Genomic DNA, 25,726 nt, shown 5'->3' with positions numbered 1-25,726 from the left:
ACCTTAAATTCGGACAAGTAGGTGACGCAAAAATATAACTATTTCGTTTTAGAGAAAAATAACGAAAAGGATGACCTAATCAGGAGGTGAATTCCTTGTATTGATCGAGGTACAAGGAACATATTTGATTATATTAAATATAACTTTAGTCGCCTTATTAATTTTAATGACAGCATTTTTCGTTGCAACGGAATTTGCTATTGTAAAAGTAAGAACGACAAGAATTGATTATTTAATTGAAGAAGGAAATAAAAACGCAATACTCGTAAAGAAAATTTTAAGTAATTTAGACGGCTATTTATCTGCCTGTCAATTAGGAATTACAGTTACAGCCCTTGGACTAGGATGGTTAGGAGAGCCGACAATTATGCGATTGCTCGGTCCATTGTTTGATGAGTTAGCCATCAATCAGGCGGTAGCGTCTATCTTATCATTTGGTATAGCTTTCTTTACGATTACGTATTTACACGTTGTTATTGGAGAATTAGCACCAAAAACAATAGCCATTCAAAAAGCAGAAGCTCTTACATTATTTTTAGCAAGACCATTAATTTTGTTCTATAAAATCATGTACCCATTCATTTGGTTATTAAACGGGTCTGCCCGTATATTCATTCGTTTATTCGGATTTAAGCCGATGGACGGGCATGAAGTAGCACATACAGAGGAAGAGTTACGCATTATTTTATCGGAAAGTTATAAGAGCGGTGAAATTAATCAAGCTGAAATGACATACGTGAATAATATTTTTGAATTTGATGAACGAGTTGCAAAAGAAATTATGGTACCACGAACAGAAATGATTTGTTTTTATAAAGAAGATAGTTTTCAAACGAACTTAGATGTCGTCTATGATGGCCAATTTACAAGATATCCAGTTGCAGATGGAGATAAAGATAATATTATCGGGCTTGTAAACGTAAAGGAAATTTTTACGGCACGTTTAAAGGAAGAACAACCCGTCACTATTGACCAATACGTTCGACCAATCATTCATGTTTCAGAAGCAACACCAATTCGCCAATTATTATTAAAAATGCAAAAAGACCGAATCCATATGGCAGTTGTTATCGATGAATATGGAGGAACGGCTGGGCTTGTTACAGTAGAGGACATTTTAGAAGAAATCGTTGGAGAAATTCGTGATGAATTTGACGAAGATGAGCAGGAAGAAATAGAAGAAAAAGAAAACGATACGTTAGTCGTTTCTGGTAAAGTTCAATTAGATGAAATAAATGAATTGATCGGCACACATTTAGATGAAGAAGATATTGACACAATCGGTGGTTGGATTTTTGCGAAAAATTTAGATGCAACTGAAGTAGGTACAATGATAAAACATGAAAATTTCCAATTTACTGTATTAGAAATTGAAGGATACCAAATTAAAACGGTCGAAATTAAAAAATTATATGAAGAAAACAAAGAGGAAGAAACGTAAGCAAAGGGATGCTTATGTTTCTTTTTTTACAAAAATTAGGTTATTTTATTATAATAATTTCCACCATTGCTTTATGATTGGTATAGAAACTAACTTATATAATCGGAATAAAGTGAGGCATTTATATATTGTTAAATCGTATACATAATAAATTTGGTTTAAGAACATTGAAGGGGAGAATTATTCTTTTTTATATTGTGTTTTCCCTCGTTTTAGCACTTTTTATTTTTTCTCCACTTCTGTTTATAGGAAAAGAGCAGCGACTAGTAGATGCGGAAAATGAAATTAATCGAGTAATCCATATTCAAAAAATGTTCATTAGTAATTGGTTAGAAGAACATTTAGTTCAATTGAAGACAATGGCAGAGATTTCACGTAAAAATATTGATGATGATATATTTATGACTAATATGATTGAAGAAATAAAGAAAAATCATGCAGGTTTTGATACTGTTGCATATGCAAATAAACAAGGTATCATTGAGGAGACGACATCAAATATTACGAATATTGATGTTTCTAGTCAAGATTATTTTAAAGAAGCAAAAAAAGGCAATGCATATATTTCAGATGCCTTTTATGGCAAGATTAGTAAAAATAAAATTGTGACATTTTCAGCGCCAGTTTTAGATGAACAAAATAATTTTAACGGTGTGTTAGTTGGAGCGGTGAAGTTAGAAACCATCAATGAAGTAATGGGAAGCTATAAAGATGAATCTGCTGAAACGTATATTACGGATAATGATGGGAGATTCATTACTAATTCTAGCAAAGGGGATTTTGGCGAGAAAATCCATTCTGATATTTATGAAAAGGCAATTTTACATGAAGAACCGAATGACATGTATGAGTCCAATGATGGAGAAATAGTATTAGGAAATTACGTATGGGTAAATGATGATCGTTGGTTGATCATTGGTGAAAAAAATAAGGAAAATATATATGCTCCGTTCAAAGGAATTGTTAAAATATTTATTCTTGGGTATGTAGTGTCAGCGTTACTTGGGTTATGTATGATCCTTTTTCTATCGCAACATATCCAAAAATCGATTGATAGAGTATTAAAAGGTACTAGGAAAATCGGTAACGGCGAATGGGGACACCGGATTGAGGAAATAAATAGCGATGCACAGGAATTTAAGGAATTAAGTCATAATTTTAATAAAATGGCCGACTTAATTGAAGAGCAAGTCATCTCATTAATGGAGAGTGAAGAAAAGTTTAGAACGATTGCTGAATATTCTAGTGACATCATTTCTGTCCATGAAAACAACGGGAAATTCACGTATATTTCTCCAGCGGCAAAGGAAATTTTACAGTATGATCCTGATGAATTAATCGGAAAAACTGGTGTACATTTAGTTCATGAAGCGGATAAGGAACAAATTTTAAAATGGTATAGAAAGCTAGATACTTCTGGATATGCAGTCATAACATTTAGAATAAAGAGAAATGATGGCACCTATATTTGGATTGAATCATCAGCGAAAAAGATTTTTTCAAATGATGCACGGTTGAATCGAATGTACATGTTTTCAAGAAATATTACTGATAGAAAAAAAGTGGAACAACAATTGAAAGATATAGCGGTAAAAGATAGTTTAACAGCAGTTTATAACCGTCGTGCATTTAATGAAGATTATGAGAAAGTATGGGACGAAGCGATTCAACATGATCGTAGCATTAGTTTAATGATGATAGACGTAGACTTTTTTAAGAAGTTTAATGATTGTTATGGACATTTAGCTGGTGATGATTGTTTAATAGAAATTGCAAGGACGATGGAGCGAATTGCTCAGGAAGAACACGGAAAAGTGTATCGGTATGGTGGAGAAGAATTTGTCGTACTGTTACAAAATAAAAATGTCCAAGACACGTTGAATATTGCTGAGAATATACGAAGTGCGATAGAGCAATTGAAAATTATCCAACAAGTTTCAGAAAATAAGCCGTACGTGACGGTTAGTATTGGGGTCAATCATTGTGTACCAACTAGCAATCTATCATATATGAAATTTTTAGAACAAACGGATGCTGCATTATATCAAGTGAAAAATAATGGTGGGAATAATATTTTTTATGAATAAAGGAGTATGGAGAAATGAGATGTGGAGAAAAGAAATTTATTGTAGAAACATCTGATGGAATGAAACATACAGTCCGTGGGCGAACACAAGCGGAAGCTCGAAAAAAGGCTAGAGAGTTATGTGGGAACAATATAACGATATATTCTGTTCGTTCAAGTATGAACGAACAGAAATAAGCATTACCTTCTTTGCCAATAATTATTCGCTCTTGCAACAGTTTGGAAATGAATAGATATTACTTCAGAAGCACGAATTAAGCTATTTGCATTCCTTGAATATTTTGGTCGTAGTTTGTTTCGAATGGCCTCTGATGGTTGTGTGTATTCTACCCCTTTTTGGGCAAGTTTGATAGCTAATTCAAATCCTTCTTGGGGATTTTTCGTTTTTAATGAAGGAAGCCAAGTTTGTTTCATAGGTAACTATCTCCTTTCGTTTATATATATTTATTCAAGGGTATTAAATAAGTGAAAATTCATTTGAAGGATAGAATACGAAAAAATTTGAAAAAATAAGTTTTTTTACAGAAATATTTCTTTTTTGTATAGTATAATAGTCATAGTCGAGAAGTGGTTGCTTCGAATTATTTGTTTCCAAAAGGAAGGATTTGAGTAAGTTGGATAATGAAAATCAACTAGTAAATAAATTGAAAAATATTCAGTATGCCTTAAATGAATCTGCCATTGTTGCGATTACGGATAAAACAGGTGTCCTTACATTTGTAAATGATCGGTTTTGTGAAACGTCTAAGTATAGTCGGGAAGAATTAATTGGAAGTTATCAAAATATCGTTAACTCTGGGTATCATTCCCGAGAATTTTTTAAAGAAATGTGGCGGACAATTGGGAACGGAAAAATATGGCAAGGAGAAATTAAAAACAGAGCAAAAGATGGGACTTTTTATTGGGTAGATACGACCATCGTTCCATTTTTAAATGAAAAAGGAAAACCGTATGAGTATATAGCGATACGGTATGAAATTACGCAGCGAAAAGAATACGAAGAAAAATTAAAAAGGGTTGCCTATTATGATCCATTAACAGGATTACCAAATCGAAATATGCTAGATGGTTGGCTAGCGATGAAAGCTGAATGTGCAAATGACGCTACTATCAGTGTGTTAATGATAGATATCGATCGTTTTAAGGCTATTAACGATACATTTAGTTTTGATACAGGAAACTTAATACTAAAAAATGTCGCTAAACGACTAGAAAATATCATTGGAACGGAAGATCTTCTTATTAGAGAAGGAGCAGACAAGTTCATTATATTTTTATTTAATGTTTCTTCTAAAAAAGAAATTTTGGAGACGATTAGCCTTATAAAACAACAGTTAAGTGTACCATTTCAAATGAAGCAAGAAAGGGTCACTATATCTGTTAGTATCGGGATAAGTATAGAAAAATTGGAATTACATCATTCATGTCGAGTGGACATGTTACAAAATAATGTTCAGAAAGCCGATACGGCTATGTATCATGCAAAAGAACAATTTGGGAATTCACATTGTTTTAATACGGATGATCAAAATGTTGAACAAAAAAGATATACAGAATTGGAACTTGGATTACGAAAAGCATTACAGGAAGAACAGTTTCATGTTGTATATCAACCAATTATTGATATAAAAACGAATAAAATAAACGGTGTTGAAGCATTGCTTCGATGGACACATCCAGAGTTAGGGATAGTAAGTCCTGCTGAATTTATTCCTATATTGGAAGAAATTGGTTCCATCATTCCGGTTGGAAATTGGGTACTACAGACAGTTATTAAACAAATGAAACAATGGCATGAGGATGGAATTTTCATCAATCGTGCTTCTATCAATGTTTCACCTATACAATTCAGAACAGATTGTTTTGTAGAGAATTTAAGAGAGATGTTAGAGAAAGAGGATTTAGACCCAAAATATATTGATTTAGAAATAACCGAGGGAACTATTTTAGATATTCAAGGTTCACAACCTATACTGGAAAGACTTCGGAATCTAGGTGTGTACGTGTCGATTGATGATTTTGGGACAGGCTATTCTTCTTTAAGTTATTTGAAGCAATTGCCAATTTCAACGATTAAAATCGATCAATCGTTTATTTCAAATTTAGACGAGCAAGATGAAATGATTGTCAATACGATTATAAATCTAGGTGAAAACTTATTTTTCAATATTGTCGCAGAAGGTGTAGAAACGAAAGAACAATTAGACTATTTACAACAACAAGATTGTTATGAAGGACAAGGCTACTATTGGAGTAAACCAGTAGAACCAGAAAAAATTATCGAATTTTATGGAGAAAATAACGAATGATAGAAAGCATCCTTTCGATTATGGAAGGATGTTTTTCCATGAAAAGAAAACTATCTATTCCGCTTTAGATAAACTATAATATATGATATGTAATAAGTTTAGGAGGATTTACTTGTGACGATAAAAGGCGAAACATTTATAACGAATATTCATCGTTTAAATGATAAAGGGCAAGGACAAGCAGCTGTTTGGAGAAAAAATGAAAAAGGAAATGAACGTAAATTAAGACTTACGATTCCATATACATTAGTTGGAGAAGATGTTCAAGTAACAGTGGAACGTCCAGAAAAAAGAAGATGGAAATGTAAACCAGATAAAATCATTACACCTCATTCACAAAGGGTGGAAGCGAGATGTCCTCATTTTGAGTTATGTGGTGGTTGTATTTGGCAACATTTCAGTTATGAAGAACAATTAGAAACTAAAACAAATTATGTGAAAGAAATGGTTCGAAGTGAAGGGTTTGATGACAATTTAGTTGCTCATACACTTGGCATGGACGAACCGTGGTTTTATCGTAATAAAATGGAATTTACTTTTGCAACAGATGGTTCATTAGGATTGCACGAACAAGGAAATTTTCGTCGCATTATCCCATTAGAAACATGTTTCTTAATGCATGAGGAAATGAAAGAAGCTGTATTAGAAATTGCTCATTGGGTGAAAAATTATGAATATAGTGGGTATAACAAAGATACACACGAAGGAATTTTTCGTCATGTGATGGTACGTCGTGGATTTAAAACAGGAGAAATTTTATTAGCAATTTTTGCAACAGAAAGTCCTGAAAACATCGCATATGTGGACGAGTTAGTTCAAATAATAGAGACGAAATATCCATCTGTAAAAGGCCTGTTATGGCTGGAAAACCGTGACTGGGCGGATCGTGCTCAAGCTGAGGCAGAACATGTATTACTTGGGCGTGATTTTATTTATGATGAGTTGATGGGATATCGTTACCGTCTATGGTTCGATACATTCTTCCAACCTAATCCAAAACAAGCTGAAAATTTAGTAGATTATGCAATGGAATTTGCAGATGTGAAAGAAACAGATACGATGATTGATCTATTCTGTGGGGTCGGTACATTCTCATTACCATTTGCAAAACGAGTGAAATCATTAGCTGGTATTGAAATAGTAGAAACGTCAATAGAGTCAGCAAAACGTAATGCAAAGGATAATGGTATCGACAATACGTATTTTCTTGCTAAAGATGCTCGACACGGAATTGATGAAGTGTTAGAACAATTTGGCACACCAGATGTTTTATTACTTGATCCTCCAAGATCAGGGGCAGGGGGAAAGGTAATGCGTCGAATCGGACGAGCTCAACCAGAACGTGTCGTTTATGTTTCATGTAACCCTGCATCTTTCGCAATAGATATAAAAGAATTAAGCGCATTTGGTTACAAACTGGAAAAGGTACAACCAGTAGATCAATTTCCTCAAACGCATCATGTGGAGTTGGTAGCATTGATGTCTAGGGAATAAGTACATCAGTAATTAAAGTATTGATATAGCAAGGTTTGTAGGGTTTCATCTAAGTTTATTTTATGTGAATAAACAAGTGAAACCCTTTTTGTTATTGGCTTTAAAACCACTGAAATTCGGGGTTGAGTTGATAGAATGGATTTTGGGTAGGGGAGTTGACAGGATAGATAGTTGGGGGGAATCGTGTTATATTTAGACTAACTAATATTACGAAAAGTGCATTGAATGTGATTAGTCTAAATCTAATTATTGGAGGATAAAAAAATGTCTGAAAATCGAAGGGTTCATTTCATTCCACCTAGACCTGTGCAACGAGAGAAACGAGTGGGGATATATTGCCGGGTTAGTTCAAACAGCATGGAGCAGTTAAAAAGTCTAGCAAATCAAGTCTCTGCACTTACCAGGTTAACAGCCCTCACTCCGAATTGGTTGCTTGTCGATACATATATAGATATTGCATCAGGAAAGTTTGGTTCAAAAAGAAAAGAATTTATTCGTATGTTAGAAGATTGTCAGGCGAAAAATATTGAAATTGTTATCACTAAAAATATTAGCCGATTTGGTCGTGATACAGTTGAAGTGCTAGAATCATTGAATAAACTGAAGGAACATGGAGTTCGTGTTATTTTTGAACAAGAAGGATTAGATACAGCCGATACGGATAGTGAAATGATGATTTCAATTATTGAATCCATTGCCCAAGCAGAAAATGAATCTCGTAGTGAAAATATTAAATGGGGTTATAGACGTCATGCGGCACAAGGCACATCAAAATTATATAACCGAAAATGTTACGGTTATGAAAATGATACAGATGGAGAACTGATCATTAAGGAAGATGAAGCTAAAAATGTCCGATTAATTTTTGAACTGTATTTGCGCGGGTTTAGTATTATTGGTATAAAGCGAGAGTTAGAAAAACGAGGAATAAAAACCCCGACCGGAAAAGAAAATTGGAGTAAACGAACGATTGATGTCATGCTGAGCAATGAGAAATATATCGGTGTAGTTAGGCTACTTAATGCGGGAGAAAATCAAGAACATTATGTTTCAGAAAATAACCATCCAGCAATTATTTCAAAAGAGCAATTTGAAGCGGTACAAGAGGAAAAGAAAAAGAGAAGTAATGTTGTGAAAACTGAAGATGGAGTACAAAGAAAGAGTAAGAAATATAGTTCGAAAAAGTAATAAGCAGGCATGATAATTTATTTTGATTTCTTAAAAATGTTGTTTTGGAGAGTGGGGATACTTTGGGGTATGATAAATTCAAAAATAAAGTATGTAATTATTATAGGACATACCAAAACACAAAAAATAAAATTGAACAGTTTAAGTCTACTTTGGATAAAATAGTTGCTCACGAACTTCCAAAAAGAGATAATGAACAGTTTTTTCAAATTAGGGATTTTACAAACACTTCAGAGTTAAAATTAAACTTAAATTACAACAACATCTTCTGCTATTATTCGGATGAAGAAAATGTACTAAAGGTGGGCATTGTGTGCCCTAATTGGAGTCGTGGGTGGAGAGATATATCGAAGGACAAATTTGTGACTGATCAGATTGATATTTTGTTCCATTTTATATCTCAGTATGTTTATCGTAGTTATCAAGTAAATTTGATAGGAGCCATTGCGTTATCTACAGGTATTCCAACAGATTTTAGAGGAAATACCCTTACGAATATCTATGGAGATAATGTTGCGCAAGAGGTGAACAATTTTAAAAATTATATAGATAGAGAACCTTCCATTTTAAACTCGAAAACATTAGGTTATCTAAAGTTGATAAACGCGCTTGATCCTTATGTAAATAAAGCAGTATTTTATTATGTTAGATTTTTGGAACTATATGAATTGGACTTTACAGAAGAATCATTAACAGCAGCGGACAATATGGTTGACGTTATATTTCAGTCGTTAAAGAAGCGGCTTAAAAAACCAACACAAAGTCGTGAACAAATGAGTGATTATGTATATGATGAAATTAAGTTTTATGATAGTGTCGCAAAACATCATTTAGAAAGATTATATTTGTTAAGGTGTAGATTTACTGCCCACCCGTCAAAATCAAAATGGTGGGATTTTTATGAAATATACGAAGATGAGATGGAAACAATAAAAATATCTGTTCGTAAATTGTTGATAGCCTATTTAAAATATGAAAATGACAATAGAGAAATTGATGCAAATCCTATGTTATGGAGTTCATGGTTTAAAGAACACTGTGGCATTATATATGATGCTGTATGGTTTCATGAAGTACCGTAAAATAGCCTAATTAAAATCTACATCTCGGCTTGAAAAGATTGATGTTAAAATACTTTGAAATAAGGTTTTAGTTGGTTTTTTCGGAGTATAGAATAGACTAAGTATATCATGTCGAGTTGGTAGCATTGATGTCTAGGGTGGATGGATAGGGATTGATGAAGTGTTGATAGAATAAGGTTTATAGGGTTTCGCCTATGTTTATTTTATTTGAATAGACAGGTGGACCCCTTTTTGTTATTGGATTTAAAAGTACTGAAATTTGGGGTTGAGTTGACAGAATAGATTTAGACTAGGGAAGTTGACAGATTAGATGTAAAACTTTTTGTATCAAGATAGATAAGAAAGTGTAACTATAATGATTTTACAAGTGTTAAATTTCAGATTTAACATATTGTTGTTCTATTAAAAACCCTCGTAAAATAGATATACTAAAATCTAAAATACAAGGGCTATTAGAACAAGTTTGTTATTACTTTTATAGGTCTATACTTTTTCTTTTCTTAATACTAAAATATGTTCATTAGTCATGGTAGTAACTTTTTTGCCTGCTTTGTTTGTGGGTGAGTTTAAGCTAGGCATAACTTTGTTCGGTATATTTCTAGCTATGGTATGCACATGTTTTAATCCATAATGTTCTCCCATTTCTATAATGATCTGGCTTGTTTTTAAGTTTTCGTTTTTTACAGTTCTGTTTGCGACTACCCAAAATTGATAACTATTATCTTTACATTTTTTTGTAATTGTCTCAATGGACTTTTCGAGGTCCTCGTAGAAACTATATACATCTCCAGCTCTTTCCGTATTTTTAGGATCCTCTAATATCTTGTCTAGAGAATTTTTTAATGTCTTACTCTTAAGTTTGTATTCGAATCCTTTTCTATATTTATTCCCACCCATTAAACTCTTATCAATGCCAGTTATATCTGCAGGTTGAATATTCTCTAAATCCATCCATTGTAAAGAGACTCTGCTAAACTCTCCATATGCCACAGTTGTTCTACTATCTCCATAAGGAGGTGAGGTAACTACAATATCGACAGTGTTATCGGGTACATCATTCAATTCTCGTGCATCATTATTCAAAACATGTACCTCTGTTGTTTTGTCCCTACATCGATCGATAAATTCTCTCATTTTATCTATATTGTTTGTTAGTATTGAGAAAAATATACTTTTAACATCTGGCCTGAATTTTTTAATTTTCTCAGCTGGCATACGATACATTTTAAATTCACCATTTCTTCTATTTGATACCAGCCTTGTTGTTTCCGAAAAAGCTACCTTTATAAATTCAAGAATTTCTAAATTGTCTATTTTATATATAGCATTTTTAATAATTTGTAATTCTATAATGGCATTAGGTACAAACCAATAACCAATATTTTTAAAATCAGGTATTTGAAGTTCTTTATTATGTTCTTCTATAAATAACTTTAAAATACCGGGAGCACTAGCCCCCCATCCTTCTTTTACTGTAGCCTTTTCTGTTATATCAATACCCTTATTTTCCAAGTGATCATAAACTGTTTGCAAGATCAATCCAAATTCAACATATGATTTTTCAATATCCTTTTGTAAAATTTCTACTTGTCTTTCAAGTTTCTCATAACTCAAAATTCTTGTTTTTACCGCACTAATTAGCTGAGCTAAGGGGTTTAAATCTGTTCCATAAACCTTTGAAAAACCAGCAAATATTCCTTCTACTAAACTAGTCCCTGATCCCATAAAGGGATCCAGCAAAACTTCTAAATTTTGATATTTTTTAACAGTTTTAATTATTTCTCTACTTATAGGATACACCATTACCGCTGGATAGGTATGTATCCCGTGAGTCATTTCTTTTGTATCTTCGTTTCTGAAATCCCAATAATTTAAAGGTAACTTTTTAAATTCGTTAATTAATTGGGAATCCACTACCTCTAATTCCTCTTCCATTTGCTCACCTCTTGAATTATTTGTTTAAAGCATTTGTATATTAGCATTTTTTACTGATAATATGAAGTCAATTTATGACTAAGTTAGAATAAAGATAACTGCTGATGCTTTTTAACTTCAACTGTACATATAGTATCGTTATGCCAGCCTCCATGAGGTACAAGAAGTATTCTAGATATCTCAAAACCATTAGTTTTGCCTATTCCACCACTATTCCACCCGAAAGTAATAATTTTACCTCCGAGTTTTATTATTCTAGATAACTCTTTTTTTTGTTTGCCCCAAAAAGAAGCATTTGTAGTTTCCCATGTCACGTCATATCCAAAATCATTATAACATTCACTGACCTGTCTTGGAGAATATGGAGGGTCATATAAAACCCCATCTACAGAATTATCCTCAAACATCTTTAGAAAATCTAATGCATCCATATTATAATTAGTGCCAAATTCTGGGTTTAAATCATTGGTTATTGTTGCTAATTTATTTTTATTTGCAAATGGGTCTATCCACAAACCTTCTGTTTTTTCTTCAAGAATTAATTGTTTAATTGGTAAAATATCAAAAGTGTTCTTATTAGGCATTGCCCAGACTCTTTCAATTCTCATATTATTCTCCTTATGAATAGGTATTAACAAAAGCCATTCTATTTTTTTTCATCTCTCTTTTAGGTATTTTAAAATATGTTTGCCTAAAATTCCCACTAACAGATGTCATCTCTGGGGCTATACCTTCATTATAAACTTCTTCCACATTTAACTTTTTAAAATACCACTCTTTTATATTCGGAGGCTCTGAATTTAATCTTAAAAACCCAAAAATCGAAAGAGTCATATCTCGAGTAAAATTGTAAAGTACAAAATGATGTACATTGAAATTCAATCTCATAAAAAATTCAAACATTTTCATTTGTCCAGTGTTAACTCCAAAGTAACCATCCTTACTTTCATATTTATACTTTATTTCTATTACATTTATTTGTTCATTTTTCTTAGTGAACATATCTATATTAATCATTCCTCTAAAATATACAGTTAGAAAGTTATTGGCAAATTTTCTTTCAATTGCTATTTTTCTCAAAATTTTATTTTCTCTAAAAAAATTAATTGATTGTTTTTGTCTATTAAAATTTCTTGTTTCTTTTGATGCTGTCATTGGATTTCTTATTTTAAATAGTTCATATTTGCTAACAAAATCTTCCTCGAATAACTTAATATTATTATTTTCAAAAATAAACTTATCCTGTTGTAAATATACATGCCAACATTCATGTTGAGGAGAGATCAGGTTGATTATTTCTTCATCTAGGGGGCATAGTTCTTCCTTTACGATAAAAAACAATTTATTATTTTTATATTCAGTTGTCCACCAACCATCCGTACTGGGTATGGTATTATTTTTCAAAAACTGATTATAAAAAAGGTGCTCTGTTATATAGCCTTCTAGTAATGTATGTTTATCTTTTAATAATTGTTTAACTGCATTTTTATCGTCATCAAAAATATTCTTCACCTTTTTATCCTCTCCTCCTCAACAAAACAATAATTATAAATGTTTTTTTTATGATTAAATTATTTTGTTATACCTATCAAAGCATAGTTCTAGATAATTTGGCTTAATTCTGATCCCTGTTCCATGGTCATGTGATTTTCCTTTATTCTTTCCTCCAGTATATATACCAATCCTTATATCTATATCAATAATACCCTCTTTTAAATGTTCTAACATTTTGTGTGCACTAAAATGTTCTAAATAATATACCTCTTTATAATGAAAATATTCATGTCCATCTACTAATTTTGAATCAGCTTTCACATAATACATTTTCTCTTGAGGATATTTCTTTTTAAAAGCTGTTAATAGTGAGTCTTCCGACCAGAAGACATTATCGAGAATTCCATCATTTGCATGCTCTAAATACATTTTATTATCATTGAATGTTAGCTTTAAGTATGGATTGCCATGTAGTTTATTAAAATCAATTCCATTAACAGTAGAATGTAAAATATTTAGATTTGGATTTAATTCAATAGATTCATCAGTTTTATAACCATAATTATCGCGTAACCATGAATTTGCTCCTCTTATATCGGGGGATTTAGTGGTAAGGGTTAACATACTGTTTGAATTAATTCTAGCTGATTTTAATTCGACTGTACCTAGATCTGGCGTAGATATACAGTTTTCTTCTATTCCAAGTAAATCTTCTAATGTTTTTCCGATAGAAGTAGGTCCTTTTCTATGAGCTTTAACAAAACCTTGGTTACTGATTTTAAACATTGCATCTTTAAACTCTTCTATAGTATTAATTGGTTTACTTATTATTATCTTTCTTTTTGACATTTTTTTCGCTCCTTTACTAATGATGAATTATAAAATTCTTAATTTATTATCAAAACAATTATATAACTCTGATTTAACTATCCTAAAAGCAGTACCATGATTACGCACTTTATTATTTACCTTCATATGCATACGTAGGTCTATTTTTATATTTCCTTCCAAAATGTTCGACATAAACCCATCAAAGCTAAATCCTCGAAGATAATAAGCTTCGTTATAGTGAAAAGTTTCGTTAAAATCAGAATGCTTTGTATCTGCTAATACAACTATTAATTCGGGTAGTTTTTGTTCAAATACATCTTTTAGAAGCTTGTAAGGCCAATAAATGTTTAAATCTTCATCCTTATGAATAAGAAATAATCCTTCTTCTGTTACTTCTAAGCTAAAGCCCTGTGAATTAAAAGAATTAGCTGAAATCGTGGTGTACAGATTTAATATCCTATCATTTTCTGAGGCGTCATTTCCAAATGTGTTTAACAAATACCTGTCTCTACTCCTACCATGGTCAGATAGAGGTTCTTTTGTAAATAAAGTTAACATAGACGCAGTGTGCTTTCTAAAGGCTTTTAATTCAACCTTCCCTTCAATATCTGGTATTGATAAATTGTTTTCCGTAAGTCCTAGGTGCTGCTCTAAAGTTTGACCTACTCCAGTATTACCCTTTCTTAAAGTGGGGATATATCCCATTTCTTCAATACCTTTTAATTTTTTTTTGAATTCTTGAATGTGCATAATTATCCTCCTTTTTAATTTCTAAAAATAACATGTATTTTATGTTCTAACCCTAATTGTTTAGTGATGGAAAATAAGGTAGATAAATACATGTCCTTCACAGAATTGTTTTTTGTGCTTAGTAACTTATTTATATATTTATAATCAGAATATCCCATTTTTTCAGCTATTTTGCTTTGGGTTAACCCTTCTAGTCGTGATAAGTTTGCTTGTTGAATTTTTAAGTTTTTTTTAACTATTTTCAATATGTTATTTTCTGCACAAGCTTTTTGATAGTTAATCGTTTTCTCAGATGGTATTGAAAAATTAAAGAATAATTCTATGTCTACATTTAAACTTAATAATATTTTATAAAGAGTTACGAGGGTGGTATCACTGTTACCTGAAAATACTTTATAAATCTGTGATTGGCTTATGCCACTTTTCTTTGCAATATAAGATACATTTATTTTTTGATGACGTATAATTTCTATCAATCTTATATTGGTAATCTCCTTAAATTCACAATACTCCATTTAATCCCCCTTTCAGTAGACAAGATTAATTATATCACCATTTATATTTGGTGAACACCTACATTTATGAGAAAATGATGTATAAGTAAATTAACAAAATGTAATGTTACTGTTATAGTTAATAGACACATCTTGGTTAATTCTTTAAAATAATAAAGGTATAGATATAAGAGTGTTAAAATTAGAACTATAATTTTTGTTTAGTTAACATAGTATAATTAAGTTAATCTAAGGGAGGAATTCTATATGGCGAGTAGTCGTTCATTTAAAAATTATGTGGCAGTAAAATTTGAGGATGAGCTTTTTACCGCCATAGAATCCTTTGTTGAAGAAAATAAATATGATATAGATTTCAGACTATACCGTGTTAATAATATCGGTGAAATCTATCTATCTGACTCTGAAATAGAAGTTCGATATGTTTTTGTTAATAATTTAGTTGGAACAGAGTTAGAATTCGATGTTATTGTTGAACAATATTTGGAAGTGTTTGATGCAAACTATCGTTTAGATGAATCAGAACATATACAAGAATGGTTTCATATTTCATGTTCAGGTGATATTGAAAGAGAGTTTGAGGACTTTACTATACATAATATTGAGAAATACTGTGAGAAAGAGAAAAATAAGAATCCTTTATCAGACAGTCTGGTACCTATTATTTATAAAAGAGACTTAGAACAGGTAGCAAGAATTTTTTTAGAAAAACACTATCCAGAAGCGTTATCAAAACCTATTCCAATAGATACCAAAGAATTAGCCAATCGAATGGGTCTATCAGTAGAAATGCGAGAGATAACAGAAAATCTATCTATTTTTGGGCAAATTTTTTTCAGGGATAGTAATTCAGAATTTTATGATAGTGATAAAGGTGTTTATTATAGCGAAGATGTAAGCGCTAAAACGATATTTGTTGATCCTAAAGCGTTCTTTTTACGAAACTTAGGGTCAGTAAATAATACGATTATCCATGAATGTGTACATTGGGAATTGCACCGTTTAGCTTTTGAATTAGAGCGGTTATATAATGACGAACTGACAGCAATAAGTTGTAAAGTCATCGGTGGTATTGAAGAATCGGATGTTGATTCTGCAAATTGGATGGAATGGCAAGCGAATGCATTAACACCTAGAATTCAAATGCCACTAGCAATGTTTAAAACTAAGGCATTTGAACTGATTAAACATTATCGTGAGAAGTTCAATACGGATGAAACTATTGATGTGTTAGAAATAGTTGTAGATGAACTTGCAACTCATTTTGTAGTTTCAAGAGAAGCTGCAAAAATAAGGTTGATAGATGTTGGTTATGAAGAGGCTATTGGCGTTTATAATTATATAAATGGTAAGTATGTAGCACCGTATAAAGTTAAAGAAGGAATTTTAAATAGAAATCAAACATTTAGCGTTGATTATAAAAGTTTAGTTATAGAGAGTCTGCAAAATCCAAGCTTGAAAGACTTAATTGATAATGGAACCTATTTATACATAGACTCACACTTATGCTTGAATTCTTCTAAATATATTGAATACGATATTTTTGGAAATCCAAGCTTAACTCGATATGCTAAATTGAACATGGAAGAATGCTGTATAATATTCACTTTAACTTTAGATTTTAAAAACAGGTATGGGAAACAATATTATACAGAGTGTGTTCTATTTAAAAATGCTGAGGGTCTAAGTTTTAGAGTCGCATTCGATGGTGATGAAAATATTTCCCCTCAGGAGAAAGCTACTTTAATTATTCAATATAATAAGGAAGTTAATGACATTTTGAAAAGATTACCTAACCATTTTCCTGAAGCACTAAAAGCTTTGATGAAGTGGAAGGATTTAAAGAACGAAGAATTAGCTGAAAGATGTCTGTTAAGTTCAAAAACAATTCAAAGAATGAGAAATGAAGAAGGCTATGAACCAAAACTAAGAACTGTTATAGCCCTTTGTGTGGGAATGCAACTCCCACCTATTTTAAGTAGAAAACTTATTGAAATAGCGGGATATGCGATTAGGTTTGCTGTTGAAGAACATGCAATGTTTGAGGCGATTATAACTGGCTATTATAAAGCGTCAATCCATGAATGTAATGAACTTTTAGAAAATGCAGGTTTTAAATTTTTAACATCAGAAGAATAAATTTTAAGTTTTTCGGACACGGCTTGTCCGGTATTAAAACTCTATAATGTTATTGTTTTTTAAAGCATGAAACTGTAAGTTTTTACGGTTTCATGCTTTTTTTTGTTTGTATTAATGTTTAAAACGGACATGAAGTGTCCGGGTCAAGCGCGTTTAACTCTCCTATACTGGAATTATCTGATAGAGAAACAGCTGTTATCTATTAAAAAAATATCAAGTGCCTGATTTGCAATAAGGGCAAAGGATACATATTGAAGTACGTAATCCACACCAGGATTGTAGTGTCTCAATATTAGTACCCTTACCTTGTTGCGCACTTTTTTAAGTAAAGGTCAGGTTACTAAAGGACAAGTTCTTCATTGTTTGCATCCTTTGCCCTCCGCAAATCGGCGGAGAGGATGCCAAACAATGATAAAAAAGTACAAAACAAGCCAAAAGAACAGAGAATCTTACATTTACTATTCGGGAGGTAAAAAGATAGCAACCATCGTACCGGGGGAAAATGGTGTAACAGAGGTTGATATTGAATATTTACATTCTGAAGATGATCAGGAAGTGGACGAAGGTCGCCGCTATGATTACCGAATTGCTTGTAATTTAGAATCTTATGTAGATGAAAACGGAGATTCAAAAGCTGAACATAACAAACTTTTAGCAGATTGGGATGCAAATCCATTCAATAAAATTTTGGAAATGGAGAACTGCGAAGAGAGACAAAAGTTAATCGAAAAATTGCACAAAGCAATGGGGCAGTTAACAGATAAACAATTTAGAACCATACAAAAGAAATTTTATGAACAAAAAACAAACGTTGAGATTGCATCCGAAGAAGATGTGACTGAAGCGGCTATCAGAAATCGTTTAAATAAAATATACGGAAGATTAGAAAAACTGATAAGAAGGGGCTCTTAATTGAGCCTTTTAAATTTTATTTTAAAAAGGGGTTCGAAAGGGCATGATTTTTCGCTTACTAGTAAGGGACGAAATAAAACCCTTAGAAAGGAGTGTTTCGGATGAGTCTAAAACACAAGGTAATCATCAATGTTAAAGATGAAAATGGTGAAAAAACGAGAGTGGTTGAAGGTAAGCGCAAAACAGTGCGTAGCCGAATGCTAGATTTATTGTTTGGTAAAAAAGTAAATCTGCTTGTTATCACACCAGGTGACTCAGTAGAAACAGTGGAAATAAAAGAAACTCGGAAAGGCGGTGAAGCTTAATATGAGCAGAACAAAGTTACTTCTTGATGTAGTCACTGATTTACAAAATTTAGCTGGCTCACTTCAGACGATTGCTGAGGTGTTAGCGAGTAATGAAGAAACACCACGAACGGAAGAAAAAGCACCAGTTAAAAAGGCAAAGCCGAAAAAGAAAAAAATATCGCTTGAAGAAGTTCGTACATTACTGGCACAAAAGAGCCAAGCAGGTTTTACAGCCGATATTAAAAAGCTACTTGAAAAGTACGGTGCGACCAAGTTAAGTGAAATTGAAGAAAAAGACTATGAAGCATTGATGAAAGATGCGGAGGAATTGTAATGACGAAACATGCCATTTTATCTGCGTCAGGAGCACATCGATGGATGAATTGTACTCCATCGGCTCGCCTTGAATTAGAGTTTGAAGATTCTAGTGGTGAAGCGGCTAAGGAAGGGACAGCCGCTCATGAACTGGGAGAACATAAGCTTAGAGCCGCATTAAAGGTCTCAACGAAGAAACCAACATCTGTTTATGATTCTGAAGAGATGGATCGTTATACCGATGAATATGTCCAGTTCATTTTAGAAGAATTAGCGGCAGTAAAGCAAATAACAAAAGATCCACTTCTTCTTATTGAACAGCGATTGGACTTTTCGAATTATGTCCCAGAAGGTTTTGGGACAAGTGACTGTGTCATTGTTGCAGATGATGTGGTTCATGTTATTGATTTTAAATATGGACAAGGTGTTTTAGTTGAGGCGGATAATAATCCGCAAATGATGCTTTATGCACTTGGGGCACTTAATCTATTTGATGCGATTTATGATATCAGTGCAGTAAAAATGACCATCTATCAACCAAGACGTGAAAACATCTCAACTTTTGAAATAAGCAAAACTAGTCTAATAGATTGGGCAGAAAACACACTTAAACCAAAAGCTGAATTAGCGTTCAAAGGTGATGGTGAATTTAAGCCAGGTGAATGGTGTAGGTTTTGTAAGGCATCTGTGGAGTGCAGGGCAAGGGCGGAAGAAAATTTGAAGGTAGCAAAATTTGAATTTAAAAAGCCGCCTTTATTAACAGATGATGAAATAGCTGAAATTTTACTTCATGTCAATGACCTTACTAAATGGGCAAATGAAATATTTGCTTATGCAACGAATGCTGCTATTCAGCAAGGAAAACAGTGGGCAGGTTTTAAAGTTGTAGAAGGTAGGTCTAATCGTAAATATGCAGATGAAGAAGCAGTAGCTGAAGCCGCAAAGAAGGCAGGCTATGAAGATATTTACAAGCAAAGTCTGCTTACGATAACCAACATGGAAAAATTGATGGGTAAAAAGAAATTTAATAAAGTGCTTGGTGATTTTATTATTAAGCCAAGCGGAAAACCAACGCTTGTTCCGGTATCGGATAAGCGTCCAGAAATAAATATATTAACAGCAAAAAATGAATTTATGGAGGAGAAATAATTATGTCGAAAACAGTAAAAAATCCAACAAAAGTAATTACAGGTGTAGTGCGCTTATCTTATGCAAACGTGTGGGAGCCTAAGTCAATTAATGGTGGAAAAGAAAAATATAGCGTGAGTGTGATTATTCCAAAAAGTGATACGAAAACATTAAAAGCGATTGAAAAAGCAGTAGATGCTGCAATTGAAGAAGGTCGTGGAAAGTTTGGTGGAAAGATCCCAAACAAGCAGTCGTTAAAATTACCGCTTCGTGATGGAGATATTGACCGTTCAGATGATGAAGCGTATGCGGATAGTTTCTTTGTTAATGCAAACAGCATTACACCACCACAGATTGTAGATGCTGATATTAATCCAATTTTAGAGCGCTCAGAGGTTTATTCAGGAGTGTATGCTCGTGTAAGTATTAACTTTTATGCGTTTAATTCAAATGGTAACCGAGGGATTGCTTGCGGCCTTGGTAACATCCAAAAAATTCGTGATGGGGAGCCATTAGGTGGAAGAACGGATGCATCGGTAGACTTTGCTACTGATGTGGATGATGACTTCTTATCATGAAAACATTAAATATTGATATTGAAACATATAGTAGTGTGGACCTCGCTAAAAGCGGGGTCTATCGCTATGTGGAGGCAGATGATTTTGAAGTAATGCTATTTGCTTACAGTGTGGATAGTGGACCTGTTCATGTTATCGATTTGGCAAACGGTGAGTCTATCCCGTCTGAAATTGAACAAGCGATATTTAATGAAGGTGTTACAAAATGGGCATTCAATGCTCAGTTCGAACGGATCTGTTTAAGTAGACATTTCAAGCAACATTTATCACCTGTTGATTGGCGATGCACAATGGTGTGGTCTGCTTATTTAGGTTTACCGTTATCTTTAGAAGGAGCTGCAATGGTTACGGGGGCGGATAAACAAAAGCTGTCGGAAGGGAAAGATTTAATTCGTTTTTTCTCTATCCCTTGTAAGCCAACAAAAACAAATGGCGGCCGAACAAGAAATCTAAAAGAACACGATCCGAACAAATGGAACAGTTTTAAAGCATATAACAAACGTGATGTAGAAACCGAAATTGCGATACAAGATAAACTATCAAAATTTCCGATGCCCGAAGTAGAGTGGGATAACTACCTTCTTGATCAGTTAATTAATGATAGAGGAATAAAGATAGATTTGGAGTTAGTTGCTCAGGCTATTAAATGTGATGATTTAATTCGCAATCAGTTAGTCAGTCGTATGAAGGAAATAACTAAGCTAGAAAACCCAAATTCCGTAAAGCAAATGCGTGAATGGTTACAAACAAAAGGTGTAGAAACAGATAGTTTAAATAAGGCAGCAGTAACACATTTAATTGAAACCAATGAAGATGAAATTAAGGAAGTGCTTCAATTGAGAAAACAACTCGCAAAATCCAGCGTGAAAAAATATGCGGCTATGGAAAATGTCGTTTGTCGTGATGGACGAGCTAGAGGATTAATTCAGTTTTACGGTGCAAATCGTACGGGAAGATTTGCAGGAAGGTTAATTCAAGTCCAGAACCTACCACAAAACCATATATCCGATTTAGACGAAGCACGTGCTTTATTGAAACAAGGGAACTTTGAAGCTTTGCAAATTTTATATGATTCAGTTCCGAGTGTACTTTCTCAGCTTATAAGGACCGCATTTGTTCCTATTCGGAACAATCGCTTCATAATCGTTGACTTTAGTGCAATTGAAGCACGTGTGATTGCCTGGCTTGCAGGCGAAACTTGGCGGAATGAAGTGTTTACATCACACGGGAAAATCTATGAAGCATCGGCTGCGCAGATGTTTAAAGTTCCCTTGGATGAGATTACTAAGGATAGTTCACTTAGACAAAAAGGAAAAATTGCTGAATTAGCGCTTGGTTATGGTGGTTCTGTTGGTGCGCTGAAATCAATGGGTGCAACCAACATGGGACTTGAAGAACATGAATTAAAACCACTTGTCGATGTGTGGCGGCAGTCAAATTCAAAAATAGTGAAATTTTGGTGGGATGTTGATCGTGCAGCAAAAGAAACTGTGAGACAACGAAAAGCACATATGACCCATGGAATTCAGTTTGAATATCAAAGCGGAATGTTGCTGATTGGTTTACCTTCAGGTAGATGGCTCTCTTATGTAAAGCCAAGAATAGGGATAAATAGTTTTGGAAATGAATCTGTTTCCTATGAAGGTATTGGATCAACAAAGAAATGGGAGCGAATATTTAGTTATGGTCCGAAGTTTGTCGAGAATATTGTCCAAGCAATATCAAGGGATTTATTATGTTTTGCTTTGCAACGTGTTCACAATGAAGGATTTCGTATTGTCATGCATGTGCATGATGAAATAGTGATTGAAGCACCAAACGATGTAACGGTCGAATATATCAGTGACTTAATGAGTCTATCTCCACCTTGGGCAGAAACGCTAGAATTACGTGCGGATGGGTTTGATACAAACTTCTATAAAAAAGATTAATTTAGAGGGGGTCGAATACCCCTTTATCTTCGCATATAGGTGAGGGTAAATTTATTTACTCTACAACTATTTGTAGGAGGTTCATTTATATGATGAACAATATTAAAATTTTTAACTTCGAAGGAAATGAAGTAAGAACATCTTTTAAAGATGGTAACGTTTGGTGGGTTGCAAAAGATGTGTGCGATGTCTTAGGAATTAAAAATAATCGTGATGTTATCGCTCGATTAGATACAGATGAAAAGGGTGTAGATACTATCGACACCCTTGGCGGACAACAGGAAGTATCCGTTATAAACGAGAGTGGGTTATACAATATTATATTACTTTCAAGAAAACCAGAAGCAAAAAAATTCAGAAGATGGATTACACATGACGTTCTACCCTCCATTCGAAAACATGGATTGTACGCAGTGGATGAAGTGTTAGCTAATCCAGATATTTTAATAAAAGCATTGGAAGAACTAAAAGCTGAGCGTTTAAAAAACAATCGATTAGCAGAAACAGTGAAAGTCCAGGAACAGCAAATTATCGAAATGAAACCAAAAGCGAGTTATTACGATGTTGTTTTAAATTGTAAGGACGCAGTCGCTATTTCAGTGATAGCCAAAGATTATGGAAAGTCTGCTCGTTGGTTAAATAAATATTTACACGAACAAGGGGTTCAATATAAACAAGGGAAGATTTGGTTGCTATATCAAAACCATGCCGAGTTTGGATATACAACAACAAAAACTCACACATATAAAGATAGCAATGGATATGATCGTTCAAAAGTTCATACTTACTGGACGCAAAAAGGTCGATTGTTTATTTATGACTTACTAAAAGCAAAAGGAATCTTACCTAAAATTGAAATGGACAGTTAAGCATTGGAGGTAATCGATATGAAAATAGCTGTCGGAAATAGTCGAATGGACAGAAAGTGGAAGAACAAAGATGTAACGTGGGACGAGTTTATAAATCTTGTAAATCAGACAATCCGTACAACTGAAACGGTAGATGAATATAAAAAAATGAATCGTGCAAAACAAGATGCAACAAAGGATGTTGGTGGCTTTGTTGGCGGTGCTTTAAAGCAGGGGAAAAGAAGGAACGGACATGTTTTGTCTCGTTCACTTCTTACTCTAGATATGGACTACGCAGTACCTGGTATTTGGGATCAAATTGAACTTCTTTATGATTTTAAATGCTGCGTATATTCAACACATAAACACACTCCAGAAAAACCAAGGCTACGTCTAATTATTCCGTTTAAACGTGATGTTTCGGAAGATGAATATCCAGCAGTAGCAAGAATGGTCGCAAAAGAAATCGGTATTGATTATTTTGATGATACAACATATGAACCCTCAAGATTAATGTACTGGCCATCGACACCATCAAATGGTGAGTTCTTTTTTGAGAAAAAAGATGGTGAGTTATTAGATCCCGATTTCTATTTGTCGAAATATGACGATTGGAGAGATACGACAACGTGGCCTGTGTCATCAAGACAATCCGAAGTTGTACAACGAAACATCAAAAAACAGGCTGATCCATTAGAAAAGGACGGAATTATTGGTGCTTTTTGTAGGGCTTATTCTATTGAAGAAACGATAGACACTTTTTTATCCCACGTATATGAACCTAGTTCGATGGAAGGTCGATATGATTATATTCCAGCTGATTCATCTGCAGGTGTTGTTGTATATAATAGGAAGTTCGCTTATAGCCATCATGCGACAGACCCTGCATCGGGATATTTGTTAAATGCATTTGATTTGGTTCGATTACATTTGTTTCAAGATTTAGATGATAAATCAGTTTATTCAACAGCGACAACAAAGCTACCATCCTTTAAAGCAATGACGGAATTTGCTTTAAAGGATGAACTGGTGAAAGTGCAGTTTGCAGAAGAGCGAAAAGAACAAGCAGAGATTGAATTTACAGAAGATGACTGGGAAGGACAACTTGACCTTGATAAAACAGGTGCAGTTAAAAATACACTAAGAAATCTAACTTTAATATTGGAACATGATGAAAACCTTCAAGGTATTGTTTTTAATGAGTTATCGGATAATTTGGAGATTGTAAGTCCTGTGCCTTGGTCGCATCCATCTAAATATTGGCGGGATGCGGACGATGCTCAGTTAGTCAGTTATATTGATACGCACTATGGTTCGTTCTCGGCTAGAAATTATGATATAGCAATTGCGAAAGTAGCTGATGATAGATCATATCATCCGATTCGAGATTACCTTGATGAATTGCCCGAGTGGGATAAAGTGCCGCGAGTCGATACGTTATTAATTGATTATTTAGGAGCGGATGATAATCCATATGTTCGTGCTGTAACAAGGAAAACATTATGTGCGGCAATATCTAGAGTTCTCACACCTGGCATTAAATTTGATTCAATGCTCGTTTTAAACGGACCTCAAGGAGTCGGGAAAAGTACGCTTATTGCAAGGCTTGGTGGTGAATGGTTTTCGGACAGCTTAAGTTTATCGGACACAAAAGATAAGACAGCTGCTGAGAAATTACAAGGTTACTGGATCATTGAAATCGGAGAACTTGCTGGACTTAAAAAAGCAGAAGTAGAAACACTGAGGAGTTTCCTTTCACGACAAAACGACATTTATCGAGCGAGTTTTGCAAAAAGAGTTACACCACATTTAAGGCAATGTGTATTCTTTGGAACAACTAATGCTGAAAAAGGTTATTTAAGGGATACGACAGGTAACAGACGATTTTGGCCTGTGAAAACTCCAGGCGATGGAGTAAAGAAATCGTGGGAAGTAACTGAAGAAGAAGTGCTGCAAATATGGGCAGAAACACTCGAATACGTGAAGCAGGGTGAAAAGCTGTACCTTGAACATGATATTGATCAGTTAGCAAAAGAAGAACAACGAATGGCGATGGAATCGGACGAGCGAGAAGGTTTGGTTCGTGAATACCTTGAAACGCTACTTCCTAATGATTGGGACGATATGGACTTATTTGAACGTAGAGCATTTATCAATGGAACTGAATTTGGTGATAGTCCAAAACAAGGTGTTTGGAAACGGGAGCATGTTTCTAATATGGAGATTTGGTGCGAATGTTTCCAAAAGGAACGTTCCAATTTAAGACGGATAGATGGTAACGAAATATCAACCATTATGGCCAGCATTGGTGGCTGGACAGGTTTATCAAAGAAAAAGAGACTTCCCATTTACGGAACGCAGTGGGTGTATGAATTAAAAAAGTGACGTTCCAAAAAATCGAGTTTGGAACAAAAACATCACATTGGAACAGATTATTATGTTCCTGGAACAAAATAAAAGAAGTTC

The 25,726-nt window shown here is 33.7% G+C and carries 23 protein-coding genes; 16 read left to right on the top strand and 7 right to left on the bottom strand.

The window, feature by feature from the left end:
* The first annotated feature begins 124 nt into the window (after positions 1 to 124).
* The 3 genes from SPD45_RS10525 to SPD45_RS10515 all read left to right on the top strand — a co-directional run bounded on the left by SPD45_RS10525 (position 125) and on the right by SPD45_RS10515 (position 3,704).
* Positions 125 to 1,441, top strand: coding sequence for a hemolysin family protein (locus SPD45_RS10525; RefSeq protein WP_336267729.1), 1,317 nt, complete (start codon positions 125 to 127; stop codon positions 1,439 to 1,441).
* A 128-nt stretch (positions 1,442 to 1,569) separates the two neighbouring features.
* The gene (locus tag SPD45_RS10520; protein ID WP_336267700.1) at positions 1,570 to 3,528 is read left to right on the top strand and encodes a sensor domain-containing diguanylate cyclase; all 1,959 of its coding nucleotides are present in this window, start codon (positions 1,570 to 1,572) and stop codon (positions 3,526 to 3,528) included.
* A 14-nt stretch (positions 3,529 to 3,542) separates the two neighbouring features.
* A complete protein-coding gene (locus tag SPD45_RS10515; RefSeq protein ID WP_336267699.1) occupies positions 3,543 to 3,704 on the top strand; it encodes a hypothetical protein in 162 nt (53 codons plus the stop codon).
* 3 nt (positions 3,705 to 3,707) lie between these two features.
* On the opposite strand, the gene SPD45_RS10510 is transcribed toward SPD45_RS10515, so the two are convergent.
* Complete coding sequence (locus SPD45_RS10510) at positions 3,708 to 3,941, bottom strand: hexameric tyrosine-coordinated heme protein (protein WP_336267698.1); 234 nt, start codon at positions 3,939 to 3,941, stop codon at positions 3,708 to 3,710.
* 200 nt (positions 3,942 to 4,141) lie between these two features.
* Here SPD45_RS10510 and SPD45_RS10505 point away from each other — a divergent pair, with 200 nt between their 5' ends.
* From SPD45_RS10505 to SPD45_RS10490, 4 genes are all read left to right on the top strand, one after another.
* A complete protein-coding gene (locus tag SPD45_RS10505; RefSeq protein ID WP_336267696.1) occupies positions 4,142 to 5,836 on the top strand; it encodes a bifunctional diguanylate cyclase/phosphodiesterase in 1,695 nt (564 codons plus the stop codon).
* Positions 5,837 to 5,950: 114 nt separating this feature from the next.
* Positions 5,951 to 7,330 carry a 23S rRNA (uracil(1939)-C(5))-methyltransferase RlmD gene (rlmD, locus tag SPD45_RS10500; protein ID WP_336267695.1) on the top strand — a complete coding sequence of 460 codons (1,380 nt, stop codon included), beginning with the start codon at positions 5,951 to 5,953 and terminating at the stop codon, positions 7,328 to 7,330.
* Positions 7,331 to 7,594: 264 nt separating this feature from the next.
* Positions 7,595 to 8,518 carry a recombinase family protein gene (locus SPD45_RS10495; protein WP_336267694.1) on the top strand — a complete coding sequence of 308 codons (924 nt, stop codon included), beginning with the start codon at positions 7,595 to 7,597 and terminating at the stop codon, positions 8,516 to 8,518.
* Between the two features lie 62 nt (positions 8,519 to 8,580).
* Positions 8,581 to 9,600: a hypothetical protein gene (locus SPD45_RS10490; protein ID WP_336267693.1), complete on the top strand. Its 1,020-nt coding sequence runs from the start codon at positions 8,581 to 8,583 to the stop codon at positions 9,598 to 9,600.
* Positions 9,601 to 10,083: 483 nt separating this feature from the next.
* On the opposite strand, the gene SPD45_RS10485 is transcribed toward SPD45_RS10490, so the two are convergent.
* The 6 genes from SPD45_RS10485 to SPD45_RS10460 form a co-directional block, all read right to left on the bottom strand.
* Positions 10,084 to 11,535 carry a hypothetical protein gene (locus tag SPD45_RS10485; RefSeq protein ID WP_336267692.1) on the bottom strand — a complete coding sequence of 484 codons (1,452 nt, stop codon included), beginning with the start codon at positions 11,533 to 11,535 and terminating at the stop codon, positions 10,084 to 10,086.
* A gap of 83 nt (positions 11,536 to 11,618) precedes the next feature.
* On the bottom strand, positions 11,619 to 12,143 hold the full coding sequence (locus tag SPD45_RS10480) for a hypothetical protein (protein WP_336267691.1): 525 nt from the start codon (positions 12,141 to 12,143) through the stop codon (positions 11,619 to 11,621).
* Positions 12,144 to 12,153: 10 nt separating this feature from the next.
* Positions 12,154 to 13,047, bottom strand: a complete 894-nt coding sequence (locus SPD45_RS10475; protein ID WP_336267690.1) for a hypothetical protein — start codon at positions 13,045 to 13,047, stop codon at positions 12,154 to 12,156.
* A 54-nt stretch (positions 13,048 to 13,101) separates the two neighbouring features.
* A complete protein-coding gene (locus tag SPD45_RS10470) occupies positions 13,102 to 13,878 on the bottom strand; it encodes an MvaI/BcnI family restriction endonuclease (RefSeq protein ID WP_336267689.1) in 777 nt (258 codons plus the stop codon).
* Positions 13,879 to 13,905: 27 nt separating this feature from the next.
* Positions 13,906 to 14,610: an MvaI/BcnI family restriction endonuclease gene (locus tag SPD45_RS10465; RefSeq protein ID WP_336267688.1), complete on the bottom strand. Its 705-nt coding sequence runs from the start codon at positions 14,608 to 14,610 to the stop codon at positions 13,906 to 13,908.
* 14 nt (positions 14,611 to 14,624) lie between these two features.
* Positions 14,625 to 15,125: a helix-turn-helix domain-containing protein gene (locus SPD45_RS10460; RefSeq protein WP_336267686.1), complete on the bottom strand. Its 501-nt coding sequence runs from the start codon at positions 15,123 to 15,125 to the stop codon at positions 14,625 to 14,627.
* A 246-nt stretch (positions 15,126 to 15,371) separates the two neighbouring features.
* Here SPD45_RS10460 and SPD45_RS10455 point away from each other — a divergent pair, with 246 nt between their 5' ends.
* The 9 genes from SPD45_RS10455 (at position 15,372) to SPD45_RS10415 (ending at position 25,645) form a co-directional block, all read left to right on the top strand.
* Positions 15,372 to 17,261: a transcriptional regulator gene (locus SPD45_RS10455; RefSeq protein WP_336267684.1), complete on the top strand. Its 1,890-nt coding sequence runs from the start codon at positions 15,372 to 15,374 to the stop codon at positions 17,259 to 17,261.
* A 408-nt stretch (positions 17,262 to 17,669) separates the two neighbouring features.
* Positions 17,670 to 18,173, top strand: coding sequence for an RNA polymerase sigma factor (locus tag SPD45_RS10450; RefSeq protein ID WP_336267683.1), 504 nt, complete (start codon positions 17,670 to 17,672; stop codon positions 18,171 to 18,173).
* Between the two features lie 101 nt (positions 18,174 to 18,274).
* Positions 18,275 to 18,478: a hypothetical protein gene (locus tag SPD45_RS10445; RefSeq protein WP_008357760.1), complete on the top strand. Its 204-nt coding sequence runs from the start codon at positions 18,275 to 18,277 to the stop codon at positions 18,476 to 18,478.
* Position 18,479: 1 nt separating this feature from the next.
* Entirely contained in the window at positions 18,480 to 18,794 is a 315-nt protein-coding gene (locus SPD45_RS10440; protein WP_336267681.1) for an rRNA biogenesis protein rrp5, read from the top strand.
* Positions 18,794 to 19,924, top strand: a complete 1,131-nt coding sequence (locus SPD45_RS10435) for a DUF2800 domain-containing protein (protein ID WP_336267680.1) — start codon at positions 18,794 to 18,796, stop codon at positions 19,922 to 19,924. Before SPD45_RS10440 ends, SPD45_RS10435 begins: the two co-directional genes overlap by 1 nt.
* A gap of 2 nt (positions 19,925 to 19,926) precedes the next feature.
* Positions 19,927 to 20,481 (top strand): DUF2815 family protein, encoded by a 555-nt coding sequence (locus SPD45_RS10430; RefSeq protein WP_336267679.1) that lies wholly within the window; start codon positions 19,927 to 19,929, stop codon positions 20,479 to 20,481.
* Positions 20,478 to 22,412 (top strand): DNA polymerase, encoded by a 1,935-nt coding sequence (locus SPD45_RS10425; protein WP_336267678.1) that lies wholly within the window; start codon positions 20,478 to 20,480, stop codon positions 22,410 to 22,412. The genes SPD45_RS10430 and SPD45_RS10425 overlap by 4 nt, the downstream gene beginning before the upstream one ends.
* A 92-nt stretch (positions 22,413 to 22,504) precedes the next feature.
* Positions 22,505 to 23,281, top strand: coding sequence for a phage antirepressor KilAC domain-containing protein (locus SPD45_RS10420; RefSeq protein ID WP_211651082.1), 777 nt, complete (start codon positions 22,505 to 22,507; stop codon positions 23,279 to 23,281).
* An 18-nt stretch (positions 23,282 to 23,299) separates the two neighbouring features.
* Positions 23,300 to 25,645, top strand: a complete 2,346-nt coding sequence (locus tag SPD45_RS10415) for a virulence-associated E family protein (protein ID WP_336267677.1) — start codon at positions 23,300 to 23,302, stop codon at positions 25,643 to 25,645.
* The last annotated feature ends 81 nt before the right edge of the window (positions 25,646 to 25,726 follow it).

Source organism: Pseudogracilibacillus sp. SO10305 (assembly GCF_037072005.1).
In the GTDB taxonomy this organism is placed as follows: domain Bacteria; phylum Bacillota; class Bacilli; order Bacillales; family Amphibacillaceae; genus Pseudogracilibacillus; species Pseudogracilibacillus intestinigallinarum.
This window is presented reverse-complemented; position numbering and strand designations above follow the sequence as displayed.